Annotated in this window: 1 protein-coding gene and 5 pseudogenes; 1 reads left to right on the top strand and 5 read right to left on the bottom strand. The window is 76.0% G+C overall.

Annotated elements, in window-relative coordinates; translation table 11 throughout:
- Positions 1-15: 15 nt before the first annotated feature.
- The 4 genes and pseudogenes from H4687_RS39425 to H4687_RS48775 all read right to left on the bottom strand — a co-directional run.
- Entirely contained in the window at positions 16-11,763 is an 11,748-nt protein-coding gene (locus tag H4687_RS39425) for a type I polyketide synthase (protein ID WP_192781772.1), read from the bottom strand.
- Between the two features lie 81 nt (positions 11,764-11,844).
- Positions 11,845-17,337, bottom strand: a pseudogene (locus H4687_RS48785) (SDR family NAD(P)-dependent oxidoreductase); the annotation flags it as partial.
- 192 nt (positions 17,338-17,529) lie between these two features.
- Positions 17,530-21,984: pseudogene (locus H4687_RS48780) on the bottom strand (type I polyketide synthase); the annotation flags it as partial.
- A 183-nt stretch (positions 21,985-22,167) separates the two neighbouring features.
- Positions 22,168-26,688 (bottom strand): annotated as a pseudogene (locus tag H4687_RS48775) (type I polyketide synthase); the annotation flags it as partial.
- Between H4687_RS48775 and H4687_RS48770 the strand changes: the two are divergent.
- Positions 26,602-26,781, top strand: a pseudogene (locus H4687_RS48770) (hypothetical protein); the annotation flags it as partial. The pseudogenes H4687_RS48775 and H4687_RS48770 sit on opposite strands and share 87 nt — an antisense overlap.
- Positions 26,782-26,796: 15 nt before the next feature.
- On the opposite strand, the pseudogene H4687_RS48765 reads toward H4687_RS48770, so the two are convergent.
- Positions 26,797-26,847, bottom strand: a pseudogene (locus H4687_RS48765) (polyketide synthase docking domain-containing protein); the annotation flags it as partial.
- Positions 26,848-26,853 lie beyond the last annotated feature (6 nt).

Raw genomic sequence — 26,853 nt, 5'->3', positions numbered from 1 at the left:
CGTGGATCCGGGGCGTCACGAGATGCCCAGCTGGTTGTCGATGAGGTCGAAGATCTCGTCGTGCGAGGCGGACTCGATGTGGTCCGCGGTGACCTGTCCTGCGGGTGCGGTGGCTTCGAGGCGGGCCAGCACCTCGCGCAGCCGCTGGGAGAGCCGGTCGCGGTCGGGGGTGTCCGGTGCGAGGCCGGCGACCAGTTCCGCGAACCGGTCCAGCTCCACGAGCGGCGCGGACGCCTTGGCCGGGGCCGGCCGGCCGGTGGTGGCCGCGAGGTGGCGGGCCAGTACGTCGGGGGTGGGGTGGTCGAAGACCATGCCCGCCGGCAGCCGGACGCCGGTCGCGGACGACAGCCGGTTGCGCAGCTCGACGCCGGTGAGGGAGTCGAAGCCGAGTTCCTTGAACGCCCGGGTGGGCTGGACCAGTTCGGGCGAGGGGTGGCCGAGGACGGCCGCCGCGTGGCCGCGCACCAGGTCCAGCAGCGCGGCGTGGGCGTCCGCCTCGGACAGCCCGGCGAGGCGGTCCGCGAGGCCCGCGGCCCGGCCGCCGCCGTCGCCGTTCGCCGCGGCGGCCCGTCGGCGCGGTGCCCGGACCAGTCCGCCGAGCAGCGCCGGTACGTCCTGCCCGCCGCCGGCGCGCAGCGCGCCGGTGTCCAGTCGCGCGGCCAGCAGATAGGCGTCCTCGGAGCGGAGGGCCGCGTCGAAGAGGGCCAGCCCGTCCTCGGAGGTCAGGGGGGTGACGCCGCTGCGGCTCATGCGCCGCAGGTCCACGTCGCCGAGATGGCCGGTCATGCCGCTGCGTTCCTCCCACATGCCCCAGCCGATGGAGAGGCCCGGCAGGCCCTCGGCGCGGCGGCGTGCGGCGAGCGCGTCCAACGCGGCGTTGGCCGCCGCGTAGTTGGCCTGTCCGCCACCGCCGAGCAGGGCCGCGGCGGAGGAGAACAGGACGAAGGCGGCGAGGTCGTGGTCCCGGGTCAGCTCGTGCAGGTTCACCGCCGCGTCCGTCTTCGGACGCAGTACGCGCTCCAGCTGCTCGGCGGTGAGGGAGGAGACCATGGCGTCGTCGAGGAGTCCTGCGGCGTGCACGACGGCCGTGAGGGGGCGTGTCACGCCGGCCAGGACCTCGGCGAGCCGGTCGCGGTCGGCGGCGTCGCAGGCGACGACGCTCACCTCGGCGCCGAGCGCGGCCAGTTCGGCGCGCAGTCCGTCCGCGCCGGGGGCGTCGGGGCCGCTGCGGCTGGTCAGCAGCAGGTGCCGTATCCCGTGTTCGGCGACGAGGTGACGGGCCACCAGACGGCCGAGGGTGCCGGTGCCGCCGGTGACGAGAGCGGTGCCGTCGACGTCGAGGGCGGTGGGCGGCAGCAACACGTTCTTGCCGGTGTGCCGGGCCTGGCCGACGTACCGGAACGCCTCGGGGGCCCGCCGTACGTCCCAGCAGGTGAGCGGCAGCGGGGTGAGCGTGCCCGCGCGGAACAGGCCGAGGATCAGGTCGAGCGTCTCCGCGATCCGCTCCGGGCCCGCCTCCGCCAGGTCGTACGCCCGGTAGCGGACCCCGGGGTGGGCGGCGGCCACGCTGTCGGCGTCGCGGATGTCGGTCTTGCCCATCTCCAGAAACCGCCCGCCGCGCGGCAGCAGCCGCAGGGAGGCGTCGACGAACTCCCGTGCCAGACAGTCCAGTACGACGTCGGCGCCGCGTCCGCCGGTCGCGTCGAGGAAGCGGTCGGCGAAGTCGAGGGTGCGGGAGGAGGCGATGTGGGCGTCGTCGAGGCCGAGGCCGCGCAGGACGTCCCACTTGCCGGGGCTCGCGGTGCCGTACACCTCGGCCCCGGCGTGCCGGGCGAGCTGGACGGCGGCCATGCCGACACCGCCGGCCGCGGAGTGCACCACGACCGTCTCCCCCGCTTTCAGGCCGCCGAGGTCGAACAGGCCGTAGTGGGCGGTGAGGAAGGCGATGGGCACGGTGGCGGCGCGGGCGTAGGACCAGCCGGGCGGGATCGGGGCGAGGGTGCGCCGGTCGGCGACCGCGACGGGGCCGAAGGCACCGCCGAAGACACCGAACACGCGGTCGCCGGGGGCGAGGTCGGTCACGCCGGGGCCGGTCTCCAGGACGGTGCCCGCCCCTTCGCTGCCGAGGATCCGCTGGTCGGGGGCGAGGCCGAGGCAGACCGCGATGTCCCGGAAGTTCAGGCCGGCGGCGCGGACGGCCACCCGGACCTCGCCGGGGGCCAGGGGGGCGCCCGCCTCCGGGGACGGTACGAGCGCGAGGCCGTCGAGGCTGCCCGCTCCGGTGGTGTCCAGCCGCCAGAGCGCTTCGCCGGCCGGCGGTGTCAGCGTGCCGGGCCGCCCCGCCCTGGCCAGCCGGGGCACGAGCGGGTCCCCCGCGCGGGCGGCGAGCTGTGGTTCCCGTGTGGCGAGGGCGCGGCCGAGCAGGTGGGGCAGGGCGTCCGCCGACTCGTCGGTGTCGTCCAGGTCCAGCAGGACGAAACGGTCCGGGTGTTCGGTCTGGGCGGCCCGGACCAGGCCCCAGGCGGCGGCCTGCGCCGGGTCGGCGGGGTGTCCGCCGGGCCCGGTCGCGACCGCGTGCCGGGTGACGACCACGAGGGGGGCGTCGCCGGAGCGGGGGTCGGACGGCCACCGCTGGACGACGGCGAGGGTGGCGGTCGCGGTGTCCCGGACGCGGGCGGCCTCGTCGGGGCCGGTGGCGGTGGGGCAGGTCCAGACGACCGCCGTGGGCTGCGCGCCGGAGCCGATGTCGTCGTGGTCCGCCCAGCCGGTGAGCGGGGTGGCGGTGTCGGCGCCGCCGGGGGCCGGGGTCCAGTCCAGGCGGTACAGGCCGTCCCGGGCCGTCACGGCCGCCGTGAGAAGGTCCGGGGACAGCGGGCGCAGCACCAGTGACTCGGCGGACAGCACCGGCTGCCCGGTCGGGTCCCAGGCGTCCAGGCTCACCGCGTCGGGCCCGGCCGGGCCGATCCGGACGCGCAACGCCGACGCGCCGGCGGCGTGGGCGGTGACACCGTTCCAGGAGAAGGGCAGCCGGGCGGGGCCGGGCCGGTCGCCGAGGAGGGCGGACGCCTGGAGGGCGCCGTCCAGCAGGGCCGGGTGGACGAGGTAACCGCCGCTGTCCGACTGCCGTTCGAGCGCGACCTCCGCGTACACGTCGGTGCCGTCGCGCCAGGCGGCGCGCAGCCCTTGGAAGGCGGGGCCGTAGCGGTAACCGGCCTCGGCGAAGCGGTCGTAGACGCCGTCCAGGTCGACCGGCTCGGTACCGGCCGGGGGCCAGGTGCGCGGCGCGGGCGGGCCGTCGGCGCGGTCGCCGGGGGCGAGGGTGCCGGTGGCGTGCGGGGTCCAGTCCGCGCCGGGGTCGGTCTCGGGGCGGGAGTGGAGGCCGAGGGGGCGCCTGCCGCTGTCGTCGGGCGGTCCGACGCGCAGCTGGACGTGGACGGCGTCCCGCTCGGGGAGGATCAGCGGGGCCTGGAGGGTCAGTTCGTCGACGAGGGCGCTGCCGGCCTCGTCGGCGGCGCGCAGGGCGAGTTCCAGGAAGGCGGTGCCGGGAAGCAGGTTGGTCCCGGAGACGACGTGGTCGGCGAGCCACGGGTGGGTCCGGGTCGACAGCCGCCCGGTGAGCAACTGCTCCCCCGAATCGGCCAGGTCCACGGCGGCCCCCAGCAGCGGGTGGTCCGTGGCGCCCAGCCCGGCGGCGGCCACGTCTCCGGTGCGGACGGGGGCGTCGAGCCAGTAGCGGGTGCGCTGGAAAGCGTAGGTCGGCAGGTCCGCCGGCCCACTCGTGCGGCCGAGGGCCGCGGGCCAGTCGACGGGAACGCCCTGGACGTGGGCCTCGCCCAGCGACAGCAGCAGCCGGTCCCGGCCTCCGTCGTCGCGGCGCAGCGAGCCGACGACCACACCCGTGACGGCGCCGTCCTCCAGCACCTCCTGGACGGCCGGGGCGAGCACGGGGTGCGGGCTCGACTCGACGAAGGTGGTGAATCCGGCGCCGGCCAGGGCCTGTACGGCGGGCTCGAACTCGACGGTGCCCCGCAGGTTGCGGAACCAGTAGTCGGCGGTGAGTTCGGGCCCCTCGATCCAGCCGGCCTCCAGGGTGGAGAACATCCGGGTGCCTGCCGTTGCGGGGGCGATGTCGGCGAGGACGTCGAGCAGTTCGGCGCGGAGGGGGTCCATCTCGGCGGAGTGGGACGCGTAGTCGACCTCGATGCGCCGGGCGCGTACGCCGTCCTTCTCGCAGGAGGCGAGGAGTTCCGCCAGGGCCGCGGTCTCGCCCGCGACCACGGTGGAGCGCGGGCCGTTCACGGCGGCGACCGAGATCCTCTCGCCCCAGCCGGCCAGCAGCTCGCGAGTGCGGTCGGCGGGCAGCGCCACCGAGGCCATGCCGCCGTGCCCGGCGACGGCGCGCAGCAGCCTGCTGCGCAGGGCGACGACCTTGGCGCCGTCCTCCAGGGTGAGCGCCCCGGCGACGACCGCCGCCGCGATCTCGCCCTGGCTGTGGCCGAGTACGGCGTCCGGTTCGACGCCGCAGGACCGCCAGGTCTCGGCCAGCGACACCATCACGGCCCAGAGCGCGGGCTGGACCACGTCCACGCGCTCCAGGTCCGTGGCGGAGGCCAGGACCCCGGTCAGGGACCAGTCGACGTGCGGGGCGAGGGCGCGTTCGCAGGCGGCCATGCGGGCGGCGAAGACCGGTGAGGAGTCGAGCAGGCCGAGTGCCATGCCGGTCCACTGGGCGCCCTGGCCGGGGAAGACGAACACGGTGCGCCCGACGGCGGTCGCGGTGCCCCTGGCCACGGTGGCGAGGGGTGCGTCGGCCGCCAGGGCCCGCAGTCCGGCGGTCAGTTGCTCGCGGTCGCCGACGAGGACGGCCCGGTGGTCGTGCCGGGTGCGGGTGGTGGCGAGGGCCAGGCCGATGGCGGCGGCGTCCTGCCCGGGGTGGGCGTCGGCGTGGCCGGCGAGCCGTTCGGCCTGGGCGCGCAGTGCTTCGGGGGTGTGGCCGGAGAGGACCCAGGGGACGGTGGGCCCCCCGGGGTGGGCGGGCCGCGCGACGTCCTCGTCGACGTGCTCCAGGACCAGGTGGGCGTTGGTGCCGCTCATGCCGAAGGAGGAGACTCCGGCGCGGCGGGGCCGGTCGGGGCCGGCGGGCCAGGAGCGTTCCTCGGTCAGCAGTTCCACCGCGCCGGCGGACCAGTCGACCTGCGGGGTCGGCGCGTCCACGTGCAGCGTCCGGGGCAGCACCCCGTGCCGCATCGCCTCCACCATCTTGATGACACCGCCCACGCCGGCGGCCGCCGAGGTGTGCCCGATGTTCGACTTCAACGACCCGAGCCACAGAGGCTGTTCACGGTCCTGGCCGTAGGTGGCCAGCACCGCCTGCGCCTCGATCGGGTCCCCGAGCCGGGTTCCGGTGCCGTGCGCCTCGACGACGTCCACGTCACCGGGTGACAGCCGGGCGTCGGCGAGCGCCGCGCGGATCACGCGCTGCTGCGAGGGACCGTTGGGCGCGGTGAGCCCGTTGCTGGCGCCGTCCTGGTTGACCGCGCTGCCCCGCACGAGGGCCAGCACCCGGTGGCCGTTGCGGCGGGCGTCGGACAACCGCTCCAGCAGCACCATGCCCACGCCCTCGCCGAAGCCGACACCGTCGGCGGCCGCGGCGAAGGGTTTGGAGCGGCCGTCGGGGGCCAGGCCGCGCTGGCGGCTGAACTCGACGAACAGTTCGGGGCTGGACATGACGGTGACACCGCCGGCGAGGGCGAGGGAACATTCACCGGAGCGCAGCGCCCGGGTCGCGAGATGCAGGGCGACGAGCGAGGAGGAGCACGCGGTGTCGACGGTGACCGCCGGGCCCTCCAGGCCCAGGACGTAGGCGACGCGGCCGGAGACGACGCTGCCCGAGTTGCCGGCGCCGAGGAAGCCCTCGACCTCCTCGGGGATGTGGGGCAGGAGCCGGGCGGCGTAGTCCTGGTGCATGACGCCGACGAAGACGCCGGTCGCGGTGCCCTTCAGGGACGCCGGGTCGAGGCCCGCGCGCTCCAGCGTCTCCCAGGAGGTCTCCAGGAGCAACCGCTGCTGCGGGTCCATGGCGAGCGCCTCACGGGGCGAGATGCCGAAGAAGCCCGCGTCGAACTCCCCCGCGTCGTACAGGAAACCGCCCTCCCGCGCGTACGAGGTGCCGTGGCGTTCGGTGTCGGGGTCGTGGAGGACGTCCAGGTCCCAGCCGCGGTCGGCCGGGAAGGCGGCGATGCCGTCGGTGCCGGAGGAGACCAGGTTCCACAGGTCCTCGGGCGAGCGGACGCCGCCGGGGTAGCGGCAACCCGTGGCGACGACGGCGATCGGGTCCTCGTCGGCCGCCGCGCCCCCGCCGCCGACGGCCGGGACGGCGGTCGGCACGCGGCCGGTGTCCGCGCCGAGCAGTTCGCCGCCGAGGTGGGCCGCGAGGACCTCGGGTGTCGGGTGGTCGAAGACGAGGGTGGCGGGCAGCCGCAGTCCGGTGGCGTTGCCGAGGCGGTTGCGGAGGTCGACGGCGGCCAGCGAGTCGAAGCCGAGGTCCCGGAAGGCACGGCCCGCCTCGACGGCCTCGGGCGACGGGTGGCCGAGTACGGCGGCGACCTGACCCCGGACCAGGTCGAGGAGTTCACGGCGGCGGCCGGGGGCGTCCAGGGCGGCGAGCCGCTCGGCCAGGGGGCTGCGGTCACCGTCACCGTCGGTGGCGGAGGCCAGGGCAGCCTGGCGGCGGGCCGGCAGCCGGACCACACCGTGCAGCAGACGGGGTACGGGGTCGCTCTCGGTGCGGGCGCGCAGCGCGGCCGTGTCCAGCCGGAGGGCCACCAGCAGCGGTTCGTCGACGGTGAGCGCGGAGTCGAGGAGGGCGAGGCCCTGCGCGTCGGTCAGGGGCGGCAGGCCCGAGCGGGCGATACGGCGGACCTCGTCGTCGCCGAGGTGCCCGGTCATGGCGCTGCGCCGCTCCCACAGCGTCCAGGCGACGGACCGCCCGGCCAGGCCCTGGGCCCGGCGGTGGTGGGCCAGGGCGTCCAGGAAGGCGTTGGCGGCGGCGTAGTTGGCCTGCCCGGGGCCGCCGAAGGTACCGGCGGCGGAGGAGAAGAGCACGAACGCCGCGAGGTCCAGGCCGGCAGTGAGCCGGTGCAGGTTGAGTGCCGCGTCGGTCTTGGGCCGCAGGACGGCGTCGACCCGCTCGGGGGTGAGGGAGGAGACCACGCCGTCGTCGAGCACTCCGGCGGCGTGGACGACGGCCGTCAGCGGATGCCGTACGCCGGCCAGGACCTCGGCGAGCCGCTCCGCGTCGGCCGCGTCGCAGGCGACGACGCTCACCTCCGCGCCGAGCGCGGCCAGTTCGTCCCGCAGTCCGTCCGCACCGGGTGCGTCGGGGCCTCCGCGGCTGGTCAGCAGCAGATGCCGTACGCCGTGTCCGGTGACGAGGTGACGGGCGACGCGGGCGCCGAGCAGACCGGTGCCGCCGGTGATCAGGACGGTGCCGTCGGGGTCCAGGGGCGGGGCCGCGTCGTCGTCCTGTACGGGGATCCTGGCCAGCCTGGGTACGAGGACCTCGGAGCCGCGCACCGCGAACTGTGTCTCACCGGTGGCGGTGAGCACGGCGGCGAGGGCGGCCGGCAGGTCGGCGTCCGGGTCGAGGTCGACGAGGTGGAGGCGGTCCGGGTGCTCGGTCTGCGCGGAGCGCACCAGCCCCCACACCGCGCTGTGCGGCAGGTTCGGTACGTCCTCACCGGGCCGGGCGGCGATCGCGCCGCGCGTGACCAGGACGAGCCGTGTCCCGGTGAACCGGTCGTCGGCGAGCCAGTCCTGGACGAGGGCCAGGGCGTCGTGCACCGCGGTGCGGGTGGTGTCGGCGAGCCCGTCGGCCTGGTCGTCCGGGGCCGCGCCGAGGTCGGCGAGGACGAACTCCGGCAGTGGCCCGTCGGCGTCGCGGAGCGCGGCGAGGTCCGCGTGGCGGGCGACTCCCAGGGTGTCCTCGGTGGGGCCCAGGACCGCCCAGGAGGGCGCCGTGGGGCCGGGCACCGGGCGGACCGGCGTCCAGTCGAGGCGGAACAGGGAGTCGTGGTGGCGGCCGGCGGCCGGAGCCGTGAAACCACCGGCGCCGACCGGCCGCAGGGCCAGACCCGCCACGGTCAGGACGGGCCGTCCGGCCTGGTCGAGGGCGCGCAGTGTCACCGTGTCGGGACCGGCCGGGGTGATGCGCATCCGCAGACCGGTCGCGCCCTGCGCGTGGAGGACGGCCCCGGTCCAGACGAACGGCATCCGGCCCTCGGCGGCCTCGCCGAGGCCGGTCGCGTGCAGGGCACCGTCGAGGAGCGCGGGATGCAGCCCGAACCGCGCGGCCTCGGCCTGCAGCTCCGACGGCAGGCTCGCCTCCGCGAACACCTCCTCGCCCAGCCGCCACGCCGCACGCAGCCCCTGGAACGCCGGCCCGTACCCGAAGCCGCCCTCCGCGAAGCGCTCGTACAGCCCGTCCAGTTCCACGGGGACCGCGCCGGCCGGCGGCCACACCGCGGGATCGCCCGGCTCCGCCTCCTCGGCGGTGGGAGCCAGCAGCCCCCGGGCGTGGCAGGTCCACGGCACGTCGTCGGTGCCGTCCGGGCGGGCGTGCAGGCTCAGCGGGCGGCGCCCGTCCCGGTCCGGGGCGCCGACGGCGAGCTGTACGGCGACGCCGCCCTCCGGGGGCAGGACGAGCGGGGCCTCCAGGGTGAGTTCCTCGACCTGGCCGCAGCCGACCTGGTCGCCCGCCCGGACCGCCAGTTCCAGGAAGGCGGTGCCCGGCAGCAGGGCGGCGTCACGGACGGCGTGGTCGGCGAGCCAGGGGTGGGTGCGGGTGGAGAGACGGCCGGTGAGGAGCAGTCCGTCCCCGTCGGCGAGGGCGACGACCGCGCCGAGCAGCGGGTGGTCGGCGGCGGCGAGTCCGGCCGAGGCCATGTCGCCCTGCGGCGTGGCGGAGTCCTCCAGCCAGTACCGGCGGCGCTGGAACGCGTACGTCGGCAGGTCGGCCCGGCGGGTGCGCCGTGCGGCGTAGGCGGCACGCCAGTCGACGCGTACGCCGTGGACGTACAGCTCGCCGACGGCGGCGAGGAACCTGGCCCGGCCGCCGTCGTCGCGGCGCAGCGTGCCGATGACCACGGCCTCGTCGGCCCCGGCCGCCCCGGCGGTCTCCTCCATCGGGACGGTGAGCACCGGGTGGGGGCTGATCTCGACGAGGACACGGTGGCCGGCGGCCAGCAGGGCGCGGGTGGTCTGTTCGAACTCGACGGTCCGGCGCAGGTTGCGGTACCAGTAGCCGGCGTCGAGGCCGGTGGTGTCGAGCGGTTCGGCGGTGACGGTCGAGTAGAAGGGGATGTCGCAGGGGCGGGGGGTGATGTCGGCCAGCAGCCGGAGCAGTTCGTCCTGGACGCGCTCGACGTGGGCGCTGTGCGAGGCGTAGTCGACGGGGATCCGCCGGACTCTGAGGTCGCGGGCGCTGAGCCGGTCGATCAGGTCGTCCAGCGCCGGCCGGTCGCCGGAAACGACCACGGAGGCGGGCCCGTTGACGGCCGCGACGGACAGACGGCCGTCCCCGTCGCTCAGCAGGGCGCGGACCTCGTCGACCGGCAACGGCACGGACGCCATGCCGCCGGCCCCGGCGAGCGCGACGATGGCCCTGCTGCGCAGCGCGACGACCTTGGCACCGTCCTCCAGGGACAGCGCCCCGGCGACCACGGCGGCGGCGATCTCGCCCTGGCTGTGCCCCGCGACGGCGGACGGCTCGACACCGTACGACCGCCACAGCGCGGCCAGCGACACCATCACGGCCCACAGCGCGGGCTGGACCACGTCGACGCGGTCCAGCGGCGGGGTGCCGGGGGCGTCGCGCAGTACGTCGGTCAGGGACCAGTCGGTGTGGGGGGCCAGGGCGCGTTCGCAGTCGGCGATCCGCTCCGCGAAGACGGGTGCGGTGTCGAGGAGTTCGGCTGCCATGCCGGCCCACTGCGAGCCCTGGCCGGGGAAGACGAACGCGGTGTCGGCTCCGGGGCTGCCGGTGCCGCGGAGCAGTCCGGGCTCGGGGGTGTCCTCGGCCAGGGCTCGCAGGCCGCGCAGGAACCCCTCCTCGTCGGCGGCGACCACGACGGCGCGGTGTTCGAGCGCGGCCCGGGTGGTGGCCAGGGCGTGGCCGATGTCGACGGGCCGCTGTCCGGGATGTGTGTCGAGGTGGGCGGCGAGGCGGCGGGCCTGGGCGCGCAGGGCCTCGCGGCTGCGGCCGGAGACGGGCCAGGGCAGGGCGGTCGGGAGGCCGGTCTCGTCGGTGGTGTCGCACTCGTCGGTGGTGTCGGGCTCCGTTCCCGGGGCCGGGGCGGACTCGGGCTCGGGTCCGGCCTGTTCGAGGACGACGTGTCCATTGGTGCCGCTGATCCCGAAGGACGAGACGGACGCCCGGCGCGGTGCGCCGGTCTCCGGCCAGGGCAGCGCCTCGGTGATGAGTTCCACCGCGCCCGAGGACCAGTCGACGGTAGGGGTGGGCCGTTCGACGTGCAGGGTGGGCGGCACGACGCCCCGGCTCATCGCCATCACCATCTTGATGACACCGCCGACGCCCGCCGCGGCCTGGGTGTGGCCCATGTTCGACTTCAGCGAGCCGAGCAGCAGGGGCCGGCCGGCGGGCCGGTCCTGCCCGTACGTGGCCAGCAGGGCCTGTGCCTCGATGGGGTCGCCGAGGGGCGTACCGGTGCCGTGCGCCTCGACCACGTCGACGTCGGCGGGGGTGAGCCCGGCGTCGGCGAGCGCCCGTCGGATGACCCGCTGCTGGGCGGGCCCGTTGGGGGCGGTCAGGCGGCTGCTCGCGCCGTCCTGGTTGACGGCGGTGCCACGGACCAGGGCGAGCACGGGGTGGCCGTTGCGGCGGGCGTCGGACAGCCGCTCCAGCAGGAGCATGCCGACGCCCTCGCCCCAGCCGGTGCCGTCGGCCCCGGCGGCGAAGGACTTGCAGCGGCCGTCGGCGGCGAGCCCGCCCTGCCGGCTCATCTCGACGAACGGCACCGGTGTCGACATGATCATGGCGCCGCCGGCCAGCGCCAGCCCGCACTCCCGCCGGCGCAGGGCCTGGGTGGCCAGGTGCAGGGCGACGAGGGAGGACGAGCAGGCCGTGTCCACCGTCACCGCCGGGCCCTCCAGGCCGAAGGTGTAGGAGAGGCGGCCGGAGGCGACGCTGTCGGAGTTGCCGTTGCCGATGTACCCCTGGATGTCGTCCGGGACCTGGCGCAGCCGTAGTCCGTAGTCCTGGTACATCACGCCGACGAAGACCCCGGTGTCGCTGCCGCGCAGTGCGCCCGGGTCGAGGCCCGCTCGTTCGAAGGCCTCCCAGGTGGTCTCCAGCAGCAGCCGCTGCTGCGGGTCCATGGCGAGCGCCTCGCGGGGCGAGATGCCGAAGAAGCCGGGGTCGAAGTCGGCGGCGTCGGTGAGGAATCCGCCCTCGGCGGCGTAGGTCGTGCCGGGGCGCTCCCGGCCGGGGTCGTGCAGGGCGGCGAGGTCCCAGCCGCGGTCGGCGGGGAAGCCCGCGACGGCGTCGGTGCCGGAGGCGACGAGCTGCCACAGCTCCTCCGGGGACACGACGCCGCCCGGGTAGCGGCAGCCCATGCCGACGATGGCCACGGGCTCCTGCTGCCGGGCCTCCACCTCCTGCAGCCGTCGCCGGGTGCGGTGCAGGTCGGCCGCGACCCGCTTGAGGTAGTCGCGGAGCTTGTCGTCGTTGAGCGTGCCGTCAGTCACTGTGCACCGTCACCTTCGGGGCCTTCGTGCGGGAGGGGCCGGGCGTGGGGAGCCGCCGTCGCGCGGATGGGGGCAGGGGGGTCACGACATGCCGAGTTCGTTGTCGATGAACTCGAAGAGCTCGTCGTCGCTGGCCGTGTCCATCCGCTCCTCCAGGCGGTCCTGCGCCGCGCCACCGGTTCCCGGGCGCAGCCTGCTGATCAGTTCTTCGAGCCGGCCGAGCAGCTCCGGCCCGGCCGTGCCGTTGTCCAGCGCGCCTTCCAGCAGGCCGAGTTCGGCCAGGCCCGCGGTGTCGGCGGCGAGATCGGGTCCGGCGCTCTCGGGGACGAGTTCGACGGACAGTTGGCGGGCGATCGCCGCTGAGGTGGGGTGGTCGAAGAGCAGGGTGGCGGGCAGCCTGAGGCCGGTGGCGGCGCCGAGCCGGTTGCGCAGTTCGACCGCGGTCAGCGAGTCGAAGCCCAGTTCCAGCAGGCCGCGTTCGGCGTCCACCGAAGCGGGGCCGGGGAAGCCGAGCACGGTGGCGGCGTGCCCGCGCACCAAGTCGAGCAGGGTCCGTTCGCGCCGCTGCTCGGGCTGGCCGGCCAGGGTGCGGCGCAGGGTGTCGGCCGCGTCCGGGGCGACCTCGCCGACCGCCGCGCTACGGCGGGCGGGCGGGCGTACGAGTCCGCGCAGCAGCGCCGGAACGCCGCCGGTGCCCGTCTGGGCGGCCAGGGCTCCGGTGTCCAGCCGCAGCGGCAGGACGACGGGTTCGCCGGTGGCGTTGGCCGAGTCGAACAGGGCCGCGCCCTCGGCCGGGGAGAAGGCGACGATGCCGCCGCGGGCGATGCGCCGGAAGTCGGCCTCGTCGAGGCCTCCGCTCATGCCGCCCTTGTTCGCCCACAGGCCCCAGGCGAGCGACGCGGCGGGCAGGCCGTTCGCCCGGCGGTGGTGGGCCAGCGCGTCCAGGAAGGCGTTGGCCGCCGCGTAGTTGCCCTGGCCCATGCCACCGAAGATCCCGGCGATGGAGGAGAACACCACGAACGCGGACAGGTCCATGCCCTCGGTCAGCTCGTGGAGGTTCCAGGCCGCGTCGACCTTGGGCCGCAGGGCGGTGTCCAGGCGGGCCGGCGTCATCGCGTCCACGACCCCGTCGGCGATGGTCCCCGCCGCGTGCACGACGGCGGTCAGCGGGTGGGCCTCGGGCAGCGAGCCGAGCAGCCGGGCCAGCGCGTCCCGGTCGGCGACGTCGCAGGCCACGACCTCCGCGTGGGCGCCGAGTGCGGCGAGGCCGACGACCAGGTCGGCGGCGCCCTCGGCGGCGGGACCCCGGCGGCTGGTGAGCAGCAGGCGCTTCACCCCGTGTTCGGCGACCAGGTGATGGGCGAGCACGGAGCCGATGGCGCCCGTGCCGCCGGTGATCAGGACCGTGCCGGGGCGTCCCCAGTCGAGTGTCTCCGCCTGCTCGGCGGCGGGTACGCGGGCGAGCCGGGCGATGTGCGCACGGCCCTCGCGCAACGCCAGTTGGGGTTCGCCGGATGCGACGGCGGCGGCGAGAGCGTCTCGGGAGGCCCCCGTCCCGTCGAGGTCGGCGAGGACGAAACGGCCGGGGTTCTCCGTCTGCGCGGACCGCGCCAGCCCCCATGCGGCGGCGTGGGTCAGGTCAGGCGCGTCGCCGTCGGCGCTCGTCGGGACGCCGCCCCGGGTGACGAGCACCAGCTTGGCGTCGGCGAACGTGCTGTCGGCCAGCCAGTCCTGTACGAGGGTGAGGGTTCGGCCGGTGACATGCCGTACGGCGTCGGCCCTGTCCTGCCCTTCCGGTGCGGCGGGGACGTGGGCGAGGACGGCCGTGGGCCGGGCGGCTCCCTCCGTGATCTCCCGGGAGAGCGCCTTGAGGTCGGTGGCGGAGCGGGTGATGCCGTGAGCCGCCCAGTCGGGTGCCTCGGCGCCGATGACGGCCCAGACGTCGGTGTCGGCGGTGGCGGCGGGCTGGGGCAGTGTGGGCCATTCGAGGCGGTACAGGTCCTCGTGGTGCGCGGTCCGGGCGGCGCGTACCTGGTCCGGGGAGACCGGGCGGAGCACCAGGGACCGGATGGAGGCGACCGGCTGCCCGGCCGTGTCGGCGGCCTGGACGGAGACCGCGTTGTTGCCCGCGGGAGTCAGTCGGATGCGCAGGGCGCGGGCCCCGGAGGCGTGCAGGCGGATGCCGTTCCAGGAGAACGGCAGCCACCCCTGGTCGGTGCCTTCGAGGACGCCGAAGATCAGCGCGTGCAGGGCGCTGTCGAGGAGCGCGGGGTGCAGCCCGAACCGCGCGGCCTCGGCCTGCTGTTCGGACGGCAGGCTCGCCTCCGCGTACACCTCGTCCCCGAGCCGCCACACCTCGCGCAGCCCCTGGAACGCGGGCCCGTATCCGAACCCGCCTTCGGCGAACCGCTCGTACAGCCCGTCCAGTTCCACCGGCTCCGCGCCGGCCGGCGGCCATGTCATGGACGGGGCGGGTGCCGCCTCCTCGACGGCGGGAACCAGCAGTCCCCGGGCGTGGCAGGTCCACGGCAGGTCGGCGGACGAGGTGTCCTCGGGCCGGGTGTGGACGCTGACCGGCCGGGCGCCCGAGGCGTCCGGCGCGCCGACGGAGAGCTGGAGGACCACCGCACCCCGCGCGGGGATCACCAGTGGGGCCTCCAGGGTGAGTTCCTCGACCTGGCCGCAGCCGACCTGGTCGCCGACCCGTACCGCCAGTTCGAGCAGGGCGGTGGCCGGGAGGAGGGCGGTGCCGTAGACGCCGTGGTCGGCGAGCCAGGGGTGGGTGCGTACCGACAGCCTGCTGGCGAACAGGACTCCGTCGGTGTCGGCGAGCGGGACGGCCGCGCCCAGCAGCGGATGGTCGGCCGGGAGGAGCCCGGCGGCGGCCATGCCGCCGGCCGGTGCGGTGGCCTCCAGCCAGTAGCGCTCGCGCTGGAAGGCGTAGGTGGGCAGGGTGACCTTTCCGGGCCCGCCGGGGGCACCGGCGTCCAGCACGGCCGGCCAGTCCACCGCCGTGCCCCGGACGTGGAGGTGGGCGAGTGCGTCGGTCACGGCACGGGACTCCGGCCGGTCCTTGCGCAGCAGCGGTACCAGGGCGCCCGCGGCCGACGGGTCGGCGGGGTCCGCCGGGTCCTCGGTGAGGCAGTCGCGTCCCAGGGCGGTCAGCGAGCCGTCGGGGCCGAGTTCGAGGTAGGTGACGGCGCCCTCGGCGGCGAGCCGCAGCATGCCGTCGTGGAAGCGGACCGCCTCACGGACGTGCCGCACCCAGTACTCGGGCGACGTCAGCTGCTCGGGGGTGGCCAGTTCACCGGTGACGTCGGAGACCAGGGGAATGCGCGGCGCCCGGAGGTCCAGGCGTTCGGCGACCCGCCGGAACTCGTCGAGCATGCCGTCCATGTGCGGCGAGTGGAACGCGTGGCTGACGGTGAGCCGCCGGGCCTTGCCGCCGCGTTCGCGCCACCGTTCGGCGACGTCCAGGACGGCGTCCTCGTCGCCGGAGACGACGACGGAGGCCGGGCCGTTGACGGCGGCCACCGCGACGCGGCCCTCGTGGGAGGCGAGCAGCCCGGCGGCCTCCTCCTCGGAGGCGGTCAGCGCGACCATGGCGCCGCCCTCGGGCAGGGCCTGCATCAGCCGGCCGCGGGCCGCGACCAGCGCGGCGGCGTCGGGCGCCGACAGCACCCCGGCCACATGCGCGGCCGCCAGCTCGCCGATGGAGTGCCCGAACAGCAGGTCCGGCACCACGCCCCAGTGCTCGACCAGGCGGAAGAGGGCGACCTCGATCGCGAAGAGCGCCGGCTGTGTGTACTCCGTGCGGTCCAGCAGGGCCGCCTCGGGCGACCCGGCGGGGGCGAAGGCGACCTCGCGCAGCGGCCGGTCGAGCAGCGGGTCCAGTTCGGCGCAGATCGCGTCGAAGGCGTCCGCGAAGACCGGGTGGCGGGCGTACAGTTCGGCGCCCGCTCCGGCGCGCTGGCTGCCCTGCCCGGCGAAGAGGAACGCGGTCCTGCCCGCCACGGCCGTGCCCTGGGTGACGCCGGGCGCGCTGCCGGCGGTGGCGAGCGCCTTGAGGCCGCCGATCAGCGCCTCGCGGCTGTCGCCCACGACGGCGCCCCGGTGCTCGAAGGCGCTGCGGCCCGTGGCCAGCGTGCACGCGATGTCGGCCGGACGCAGGGCGGGACGGGCGTCGGCGTGCTCCAGCAGCCGCTGGGCCTGGGCCCGCAGGGCGACCCGGCTGCGCGCCGACAGCAGCCACGGCACCACGGCGCCGCCGCCCCCGGTCCCGGCCGCCTCCCCGTCGGGCCGCTGGTCGGCGCCCACCGGAGCCGTCAGGCCGTCGGGCATGTGCGCGTCCGGGACGTGCTCCAGGATCGTGTGCGCGTTGGTGCCGCTGACGCCGAAGGACGAGATCGCGGCCCGGCGCGGTCGCCCGTGGTCGGGCCAGGGGGTGTCCTCGGTGAGCAGTGACACGGCGCCCGCCGACCAGTCGACGAACGGGGTCGGCGCGTCGACGTGGAGGGTGCGCGGCAGGACTCCGTGCCGCATGGCCAACACCATCTTCTGCAGGCCCGCGATGCCGGCGGCGGCCTGGGCGTGCCCGATGTTGGACTTCAGCGAGCCGAGCAGCAGCGGCCGGTCCGCGGGGCGGTCCTGGCCGTACGTCGCGAGCAGCGCCTGTGCCTCGATCGGGTCACCGAGCCGGGTGCCCGTCCCGTGCGCCTCCACCGCGTCGACATCCGCGCTGTCGAGCCCGGCGGAGGCGAGGGCCTGGCGGATGACGCGTTGCTGGGAGGGGCCGTTGGGGGCGGTGAGACCGTTGCTGGCGCCGTCCTGGTTGACCGCCGAGCCCCGCACCAGGGCGAGCACCGGGTGGCCGTTGCGCCGGGCGTCGGAGAGCCGTTCCAGGACGACCATGCCGGCGCCCTCGGCCCAGGCGGTGCCGTCGGCCGCGGCGGCGAAGGGCTTGCAGCGGCCGTCGGCGGCGAGCCCGCGCTGCCGGCTGAACTCGATGAACGCGTCGGGGGTGGACATCACCGTGACACCGCCCGCGAGGGCGAGCGAGCACTCGCCGCCGCGCAGCGCCTGGGCCGCGAGGTGCACGGCGACCAGCGAGGACGAGCAGGCCGTGTCGACGGTGACCGCCGGTCCTTCGAGGCCGAGGGTGTAGGCGATCCGGCCGGATGCGACGCTGCCCGCGCTGCCGATGCCGAGGTAGCCCTCGGTCTCCTCGGTGGGCTGCTGGACGCGGGAGCCGTAGTCGCGGTAGCTGGAGCCCACGAAGACCCCGGCCCGGCTGCCCTTCAGCGACACCGGGTCGATACCGGCCCGTTCGAACGCCTCCCAGGAGATCTCCAGGAGCAGGCGCTGCTGCGGGTCGATCGCCAGCGCCTCACGCGGGGAGATCCCGAAGAACGCCGGGTCGAAGTGGTCCGCGTCGTGCAGGAAGCCGCCGTGGCGGGCGTACGTCCGGCCGAGCTTCTCCGGGTCGGGGTCGTACAGCTCGTCGAGGTCCCAGCCACGGCCGGTGGGGAACTCGGTGATGGCGTCGGAGCCCGACGTCACCAGCCGCCACAGGTCCTCCGGGGTGGTGACGCCGCCGGGGTAGCGGCAGCTCATCGCGACGACGGCGATGGCGTCGTCGTCGGCCACCGCGGTCTGTACGGGTGAGGACGCCGGCGCGGGTACGGAGGCCTGTACCGGCGCCGTACCGCCGAGTTCGGACCGTACGTGGTCCACCAGGGCGGTGACGGTGGGGTGGTCGAAGACCAGGGTGACCGACAGGCGCAGTCCGGTGGCCTCGGAGAGCCGGTTGCGCAGGTCGACCGCGGTGAGCGAGTCGAAGCCGAGGTCCTTGAAGACCCGGTCGGGGTCGATGCCGGCGGGGTCGGGGTGGCCGAGGACGGCGGCGACCTCGGTGGCGACCAGGCGGGTCAGTTCCTCCTGCCGCTCCTGTGCGGACAGGGCCGCGAGGCGGGTGGCGAGGGAGTCCGCCCCCGTGTCCTGCCGGTCGGCACCGCCGGCGGCCAGGACGTCGCGGACGTCGGGCAGTTCACGCAGGGCGGCGCTGGGCCGCAGGGCGGTGTAGGCCGGCGCGAAGCGGTCCCAGGCGAAGTCGCAGAGCACCAGCCTGGGCTCGGACCGGCCCATGGCCTGTTCCAGGGCGGTGACCGCCAGCTCCGGGTCCATCGGCGGCAGTCCGTTGCGCACCAGCCGTTCCCGGGCCGCGTCGGCGGCGCTGTCACCCGCCCACAGGCCCCAGGCCACGGAGGTGGCCGGCAGGCCGAGCGAGCGCCGCTGCTCGGCGAGGGCGTCCAGGAACGCGTTGGCCGCGGCGTAGCTGCCCTGTCCGGTGCCGCCGAGGGTGCCGGCGAGTGAGGAGAACAGGACGAACGCGGTCAGGTCCAGGTCGCGGGTGAGGGCGTCCAGGTTGAGGGCGGCGTCCATCTTGGGGCGCAGGACCCCGGCGGCCCGCTCGGGGGTGAGGGTGTCGAGGACGCCGTCGTCCAGCAGACCGGCGGCGTGCACGACGGTGCGCAGGGGGCGGTCCTCGGGGATGTCCGCGAGCAGGGCGGCGAGCGCGTCCCGGTCGGCGGCGTCGCAGGCGGCGACCGTCGTCTCGGCGCCGAGGCCGGCGAGTTCGGCGACCAGTTCCGCCGCACCGGGTGTGTCGGGGCCGCGGCGGCCGGTGAGCAGCAGGTGCCGGGCACCGGAGCGGGCGAGCCGGCGGGCGACATGGGCGCCGAGGGCGCCGGTGCCGCCGGTGATCAGTACCGTGCCGTCGGGCTCGAAGACGTCTGCCGTCGTCTCCTCGGCCGGCCGGGCCCGGACGAGCCTGCGGCCGTAGACGCCGGAGGGCCGGATCGCGATCTGGTCTTCGCCGTCGAGGCCCGCCAGGACGGCGGCCAGCCTGCCGCCGGCGCGTTCGTCCAGGTCGGAGGGCAGGTCGAGCATTCCGGCCCAGCGCTCCGGGTACTCCACGCCGGCCACGGCGCCGAGTCCCCACAGGGTCGCCTGGGCGGGTGCGGTGAGGGCGTCGGAGCGTCCGACGGACACCGCGCCGCAGGTCGCGGACCACAGGGGGGCGTTGATCCCGGCGTCGCCGAGCGCCTGGAGGAGGAGGGTGGTGAGGACGAGCCCGGTCGGCAGGGCGGTCCCCTCGGCGTACGGCTGCTCGGCGAGGGCGAGCAGCGAGAGCACGCCGCCGTCCGGGGCCGCCCCGGCGCCCAGCCGGGCGGCCAGGCCGGCCCGGTCGGTGCCGGCGGCGGCGATCTCGACGGGTACGGCGGCGGCGCCGTGCCGTTCGAGGGCGCGCAGCGCGCCCGCCACCACGGGGTGGGCGGCGGCACCGGCCGGTACGACGACCCACCAGGTGCCGGTGAGGGCGGGGGTGCCGGGGGTGAGGTGCAGGGGCTTGAAGGTGACCTGGTAGCGCCAGCCGTCGATGGTGGTGCGGCCGCGGCGGCCGCGCTGCCAGTCGGCGAGTGCGGGGAGCACCCCGTCGAGGGACGCACGGGCCGTCGCGTCCTCGTCCGGCAGGTTCAGCGCGGCGGCGACGGCGGGCAGGTCGTGCCGTTCGACGGCGTCCCAGAAGGCCGTGTCGGCGGGCTGGGCACCGCCTTCCCCGGCAGCGGGCGCCGCCGTCGGCTCCAGCCAGTACCGCCGGCGCTGGAAGGCGTAGGTGGGCAGTTCGACGGGGCGGGCGTCGGTGCCCGCGAACACGGCCCGCCAGTCCACCGGGACACCGTGGACGTGCGGTCCGGCGAGCGCGGTCAGGAACCGGCCGGGGCCGCCGTCATCGGTGTGCAGCGTGCCCGTGACGAGCCCGGCGACGTCCGCCGCCTCCAGGCTCCTCTCCAGCCACACCGCCAGCACCGGGTGCGGGCTGACCTCGACGAAGGTGTCGTGGCCGGCGTCGATGAGCGCGGCGACCGCGCGGTGGAACTCCACGGGCTCGCGGAGGTTGCGGTACCAGTACTCGGTGTCCAGGGCGGTGGTGTCGAGGGCGCCCCCGGTGACGGTGGAGTAGAAGGCGACGTCGGTCCGGCGGGGTGTCACCCCGGCGAGCGCGTCCAGCAGTTCCCGGCGCAACCCGTCCACCTGGGGCGAGTGCCCGGCGAAGGTGACGCCCGGGATCATCCACCGCATGACGCCGTCCTCGGACAGCCGGTCGCCGAACTCCTCCAGGGCCTCCGGGTCGCCGGAGACGGTCACGGCGGCGGGCCCGTTCACGGCGGCGACGGACAGCCGACCGTCCCAGGGTGCCATCCGCTCGCGCACCTGGTCGTCGGGGAGGGCGACGAAGAGCATCGCGCCCCGGTCGACGAGTGCGGTCAGGATCCGGCTGCGCAGGGCGACGATCCTGGCGCCGTCCTCCAGGGACAACGCCCCCGCCACCACGGCGGCGGCGATCTCCCCCTGGCTGTGCCCGATCACCGCCGACGGCTCGACGCCGCAGGACCGCCAGAGCGCGGCCAGCGACACCATCACCGAGAACAGCACCGGCTGGACCACGTCGACCCGGTCGAGCGGCGGGCTGTCGGGCTCGCCGCGCAGCACATCGGTCAACGACCAGTCCACGTACGGCGACAGCGCACGCTCGCACTGCGCCACCCGCTCCGCGAAGACCGGGGCCGAGTCCAGCAGCCCCACCGCCATCCCCGCCCACTGCGAACCCTGACCGGGGAAGACGAAGACGGTACGGCCCGGGGTGGCCACGGTCCCGTGGACCACGGCGGGGTCGTCCTGTCCTGCGGCGAGTGCGGCCAGGCCGGTGAGCAGGGTGGCGTGGTCGGCGCCGACCACGACGGCACGGTGTTCGAAGGCGGACCGGGCGGTGGCCAGGGTGAGGCCGACGTCGTGGGGCCGCAGCTCCGGACGGTCCGTCAGATGGGCGTGCAGCCGCGCGGCCTGCTCGCGCAGCGCCTCCGGGGTCCGGCCGGAGAGCAGCCACGGCACGGCGGTCGCGGGGGTGTTGCCCTCGGGCGCCTCCCCGGGCTCCTCGCCGTACGGCTCCTCGATGATCACGTGGGCGTTGGTACCGCTGAGACCGAAGGAGGAGACGCCGGCGCGGCGCGGGTGGCCGTTGCGGGTCCACGGCCGGGGCTCCGTCAGGAGTTCCACGGCGCCCACGGACCAGTCGACGTTGGGGGTCGGCTCCTCGGCGTGCAGGGTGCGGGGCAGCACTTCGTGGCGCATCGCCTCGACCATCTTGATGATCCCGGCGACGCCCGCGGCGGCCTGGCTGTGCCCGATGTTGGACTTCAGCGAGCCGAGCAGCAGCGGCCGGTCCGCGGGGCGGTCCTGGCCGTACGTCGCGAGCAGCGCCTGTGCCTCGATCGGGTCACCGAGCCGGGTGCCCGTCCCGTGCGCCTCCACGACGTCGACCTCGGCCGGGGCCACTCCCGCGCCGGCCAGCGCGCTGCGGATGACCCGCTGCTGCGCCAGGCCGCTGGGGGCGGTCAGCCCGTTGCTGGCCCCGTCCTGGTTGACCGCCGAGCCGCGTACGAGGGCGAGCACGCGGTGGCCGTTGCGGCGGGCGTCCGACAGCCGCTCCAGGAGCAGCAGTCCGACGCCTTCGGCCATGCCGAAGCCGTCGGCGTCGGCGCCGAAGGACTTGCAGCGGCCGTCCGCGGCGAGACCCCGCTGCCTGCTGAAGCCGGTGAAGGACAGCGGGGTGCCCATGACGGTCACGCCGCCCGCGAGCGCCAGGGAGCACTCGCCGGAGCGCAGGGCCTGGGCCGCCAGGTGCACGGCGACCAGCGAGGAGGAGCAGGCCGTGTCGACGGTGACCGCCGGTCCTTCGAGGCCGAGCGTGTAGGCGATGCGGCCGGACAGGATGCTGGTGGAGATACCGGCGATCAGGTGTCCCTCGACCTCCTCGGGTACGTCGCTCAGTCCTCCGTAGCCCTGATAGGCGGCGCCGGCGAACACGCCGACCTGGCCGCCGCGCAGGGAGGCGGGGTCGATGCCGGCCCGCTCCAGGGCCTCCCAGGAGGTCTCCAGGAGCAGCCGCTGCTGCGGGTCCATGGCCAGCGCCTCGCGCGGCGAGATCCCGAAGAAGGCGGGGTCGAACTGCCCGGCGTCGTAGAGGAATCCGCCTTCGGAGCTGTAGGTCGTGCCGGGCCGGTCGGGGTCGGTGTCGTAGAGGCCGTCCAGGTCCCAGCCGCGGTCGGCGGGCAGTGCGGAGATGACGTCCCGGCCCTCGGCGACGAGCCGCCAGAGGTCCTGCGGGGTGCGGACGTCGCCGGGGTAGCGGCAGCTCATGCCGACGATGGCGATCGGGTCGTCGGCGTCGGCGGGCACATGGGCGGGGACGGCCGGCCCGGTCGGGGCTGCGGTGTCGGGGCCGAGGAGTTCCCCGCGCAGATGTCGGGCGAGCGCGTCGGCCGAGGCGTAGTCGAAGAGGACGGTGAGCGGGAGCCGCAGACCGGTGGCGGCGTTGAGCCGGTTGCGCATCTCCACGGCGGTCAGCGAGTCGAAGCCCAGTTCACGGAACGCGCGTTCGGGAGCGATGGCGTCGGCGGAGCCGTGGCCGAGCACGGCGGCCGCGTGAGCGCGTACGAGGTCGGTGAGCAGGCGGTCGCGGTCGGCGGGGGGCAGGTCCGCGATGCGGTCGCGCAGCGAGGAGGCGGTGCCGTCGCCGTCCTGGCCGGGCGCGGTCTCCTCGGCGAGCGCGCGGCGGACCTCGGGCAGGTCACCGATGAGCGGGCTGGGCCGGGCCGAGGTGAACACGGGCGCGAAGCGGTCCCAGTCGACGGCGGTGACGAGGACGACGGTCTCGTCGTCGGTCAGGACCTGCTGGAGCCCGGTCAGCGCGACCTGGGGGGCCATGAAGGGGATGCCCCGGCCGCGCAGCTGCTCCTCGACGAGGTTGGCGGCCATGCCCGCGCCGCCCTCGGGGTCCCAGATGCCCCACACCACGGAGGTGGCCGTGCGGCCCCGGGCCCGGCGCCGGTCCGCGAGCGCGTCGAGGTGGGCGTTGGCGGAGGCGTACGCGCCATGGTCGCCGCTGCCCCAGACGCCGGAGATGGAGGAGAACAGGACGAAGGAGTCCAGGTCGTCCCGGTCGAAGACGGCGTCGAGGTTCTCCGCGCCGGCGACCTTGGCGTAGAGGATGTCGGCGAACTCGTCGGGGTCGGTGTCGGACAGCGGCACGAGCAGGCCCGTGCCGGCGGCGTGGATGACGGTCCTGATCCGGGAGCCGTCCTGTTCGATCCCGGCCACCAGTTCGGCGAGCCGGTCGCGGTCGGCGACGTCGCAGGCGGCGACGGTGACCCGGGTGCCGAGCGCGGTCAGCTCGGCGGTCAGGTCGGCCGCGCCGGGGGTGTCGGCACCCCGGCGGCCGACCAGGACGAGGTGCTCGGCACCGCCCTCGGCCAGTCGGCGCGCGAGGTGCGCGCCCACGCCGCCGGTGCCGCCGGTGACCAGGACCGTGCCGCGTGGCTGCCAGGCGTCCGCGCGGGCGGGGCCGGCGGGCCGGGCGCGGACCAGCCGCCGGCCGTACGCGCCGGAGTGGCGTACGGCGACCTGGTCCTCGTCGTCCCGGCCGGCCAGGATGCCGCACAGCCGGGCGGCGGCCCGCTCGTCGAGCGTGTCGGGCAGGTCGACCAGACCACCCCAGCGCTGCGGGTGCTCCAGCGCGGCACACCGGCCGAGGCCCCAGACCATGTGCTGTCCGGGACTGGTCACCGCGTCGTCGCGGCCCGTCGTGACCGCCCCCCGGGTGGCGCACCAGAGCGGGGCGGTGACGCCGGCGTCGCCCAGGGCCTGCACGAGGGTCAGGGTGAGCGCGAGGCCGAGGGGAAGGTGCGGGTGGCTCGGGTGGGGGCGCTCGTCGAGGGCGACGAGGGAGAGGACGCCGTGGACGGGGCCGGTGCTCGCCTCGGACAGGTGCGCGGTCAGCGTGGCCCGGTCGGCGTGGGCCTCGGTCAGGACGACGGGCACGGGGACGGCGCCGGCCTCGCGCAGCGCCCGGACCACGGCTTCCCGCGCCGGGTCGCCCTCCGTGCCGTCGGTGACCGCCACCAGCCAGGTACCGGTCGGGGCGGCGGCGGTGCGGCCGGCCGGGGCGGCGGCGAGGGGCCGCCAGTCGATCCGGTAGCGCCAGGAGTCCACGGTCGCGCGTTCGTCGCGCCGCCTGCGCCAGTCGGCCAGGGCGGGCAGGACGACGGTCAGCGGATCCTCGGGGCGGACGCCGAGCGTCGTGGTGAGCGCCGGGAGATCCTCTCCGCCGACGCTCTCCCAGAAGGCGGCGTCCGCCGGGTCGGTGGCGCCGACGGTGTTCTCGGCGCCGGCCTGGGGCCGTTCCAGCCAGTACCTGCGCCGCTGGAAGGGGTACGTGGGCAGGTCGACGGTGTCGCCCGGGTGCCCGGCGAGCAGGGTGTCCCAGTCCGGCGCGAGTCCGCCGGTGTGGGCCTCGGCGAGGGAGAGCAGGAACCGGTCCAGGCCGCCCTGGTCGCGGCGGAGGGTGCCGACGGCGACGGCGTCGGACTCCTCGGCCTCGGCGGTCTGGCTGATGCCCACGGTGAGCACCGGGTGGGCGCTGGACTCGACGAAGAAGCGGAAGCCCTGGGCGAGCAGGGTGCGGGTGGCCTCCTCGAACCGCACGGTCTGCCGCAGGTTGCGGTACCAGTACTCGGCGTCCAGCGCGCCGGGGTCCTGCCAGCGCAGGTCCACGGTGGAGAAGAACGGCACCCGGCCGGTCGTCGGCTCGATGTCCGCGAGGCACTCCAGGAGCCGTTCGCGGATCTCCTCGACGTGCGCGGAGTGGGAGGCGTAGTCGACGGGGATGCGCCGGGCCCGTACGTCCTCGGCCTGGAGGGCGGCCACCACGCCGTCGATCGCCTCGGTGTCGCCCGACAGCACCGTGGCGGCCGGGCCGTTGGCGGCGGCCACGAAGAGCCTGCCGTCCCACTGCCGGAGGCGGTCGGCCAGCTCCTCCGGCGGCAGCGGGACCGAGGCCATGCCGCCCCGGCCGGCGAGAACGGTCAGCGCCTGGCTGCGCAGGGCGACGACCTTGGCGCCGTCCTCCAGGGACAGGGCTCCGGCCACCACCGCGGCGGCGATCTCGCCCTGCGAGTGGCCGAGCACGGCGTCCGGTTCCACACCGGCCGAGCGCCACAGCGCGGCCAGGGAGACCATCACCGCCCACAGCGCGGGCTGGACCACGTCGACGCGGTCCAGCGGCGGGGTGCCCGCGTCGCCGCGCAGGACGGCGGCGAGCGACCAGTCCACGTGCGGGGCGAGGGCGCGTTCGCAGGCGGCCATGCGGGCGGCGAAGACCGGTGAGGAGTCGAGCAGGCCGAGTGCCATGCCGGTCCACTGGGAGCCCTGGCCGGGGAAGACGAAGACGGTACGGCCCGCGGGTCCCGCGACACCACGGACGACCCCCGCGGCCTCGGCGCCGGTCACCAGGCCGGTGAGTCCCGCACGGAAGCCGTCCGGGTCGCCCGCGACCACCACGGCGCGGTGCTCGAACGCCGACCGGCCGGTGGCGAGGGCCCGTGCGACGGCGCCGGCACGGAGGCCGGGGTCCGCGTCGAGCAGGTCGACGAGGGGGAGCAGCTGCCGTGCCCGCTCGGTCAGCGCCTCCTCGCTGCGGGCGGAGAGCACCCAGGGCACCAGCGGCAGCGGCGTCGGGTCACCGGACTCCGTGGCCCGGGCGGTGTCGTCGGGCTCGGTGGTCCCGGCGGGGGCGGAGTCCTCCGCCGGGGGTGCCTCCTCCAGGATCACGTGGGCGTTGGTGCCGCTCACGCCGAATCCGGACACGGCGGCGCGGCGGGGGCGCTCGGGGCCGGTGGGCCAGGAACGCTCCTCGGTCAGCAGCCGGACCGCGCCGGAGGACCAGTCGACCTGCGGGGAGGGCGCGTCCACGTGCAGGGTCCGGGGCAGCACCCCGTGGCGCATCGCCTGCACCATCTTGATCACGCCACCCACCCCGGCGGCCGCCGAGGAGTGCCCGATGTTCGACTTCAACGACCCCAGCCACAGCGGCTCTTCACGGTCCTGGCCGTACGTCGCGAGCAGCGCCTGCGCCTCGATCGGGTCCCCGAGCCGGGTCCCCGTGCCGTGCGCCTCCACCGCGTCCACATCACCGGGCAACAGCCGGGCGTCCGCCAGCGCCGCCCGGATCACCCGCTGCTGCGAGGGACCGTTCGGCGCCGTCAGACCATTGCTGGCCCCGTCCTGGTTCACCGCGCTGCCCCGCACCACCGCCAGCACCCGCCGACCGTGCCGCCGCGCGTCCGACAACCGCTCCAGCAGCAGCACACCCGCGCCCTCGGACCACGAGGTGCCGTCGGCGTCGGCCGCGAAGGCCTTGCAGCGGCCGTCGGGTGCCAGGGCGCGCTGCCGGCTGAACGCGACGAACGGGTCGGGGTGCGGCATGACGGTGACACCGCACGCGAGGGCGAGGGAGCACTCGCCGGAGCGCAGCGCGCGTATCGCGAGATGCAGGGCGACCAGCGAGGACGAGCAGGCGGTGTCGACGGTCACCGCCGGGCCCTCCAGGCCCAGGGTGTAGGAGATCCGGCCGGAGATCACGCTGCCGGCGGTGCCGGTGTGGAGCAGGCCCTGGACGTCGGACCGGTCTCGGGAGCCGTCGCCGTAGTCGTTGGTCATGGCGCCGACGAAGACGCCGGTCGCGGAGCCCTTCAGGGCCGCCGGGTCGAGGCCCGCGCGTTCCAGCGTCTCCCAGGAGGTCTCCAGGAGGAGCCGCTGCTGCGGGTCGGTGGCGAGGGCCTCGCGCGGTGACATGCCGAAGAACGCGGCGTCGAACTCCCCCGCCCGGTGCAGGAATCCGCCGTGCCGGGTGTAGGAGGTGCCCGGCCGGTCGGGGTCCGGGTCGTAGAGGGCGGCCGTGTCCCAGCCCCGGTCGGCCGGCCACTCGGAGATGGCGTCGGTGCCGGAGGACACCAGGTCCCAGAGCTGCTCGGGGTCGTCGGCGCCACCGGGGTAGCGGCAGCTCATCGAGACGATCGCGATGGGCTCGTGCCTGGCGTCCTCCTCCTCGCGCAGCCGCTGACGCGCCTGCCCGAGGTCCGCGGTCGCCCGCCTGAGGTACTCAAGAAGCTTCTGTTCGTCCGGCATCTTCGC

This window comes from Streptomyces stelliscabiei (assembly GCF_014873495.1).
GTDB classification, from domain to species: Bacteria; Actinomycetota; Actinomycetes; order Streptomycetales; family Streptomycetaceae; genus Streptomyces; species Streptomyces bottropensis.
This window is presented reverse-complemented; position numbering and strand designations above follow the sequence as displayed.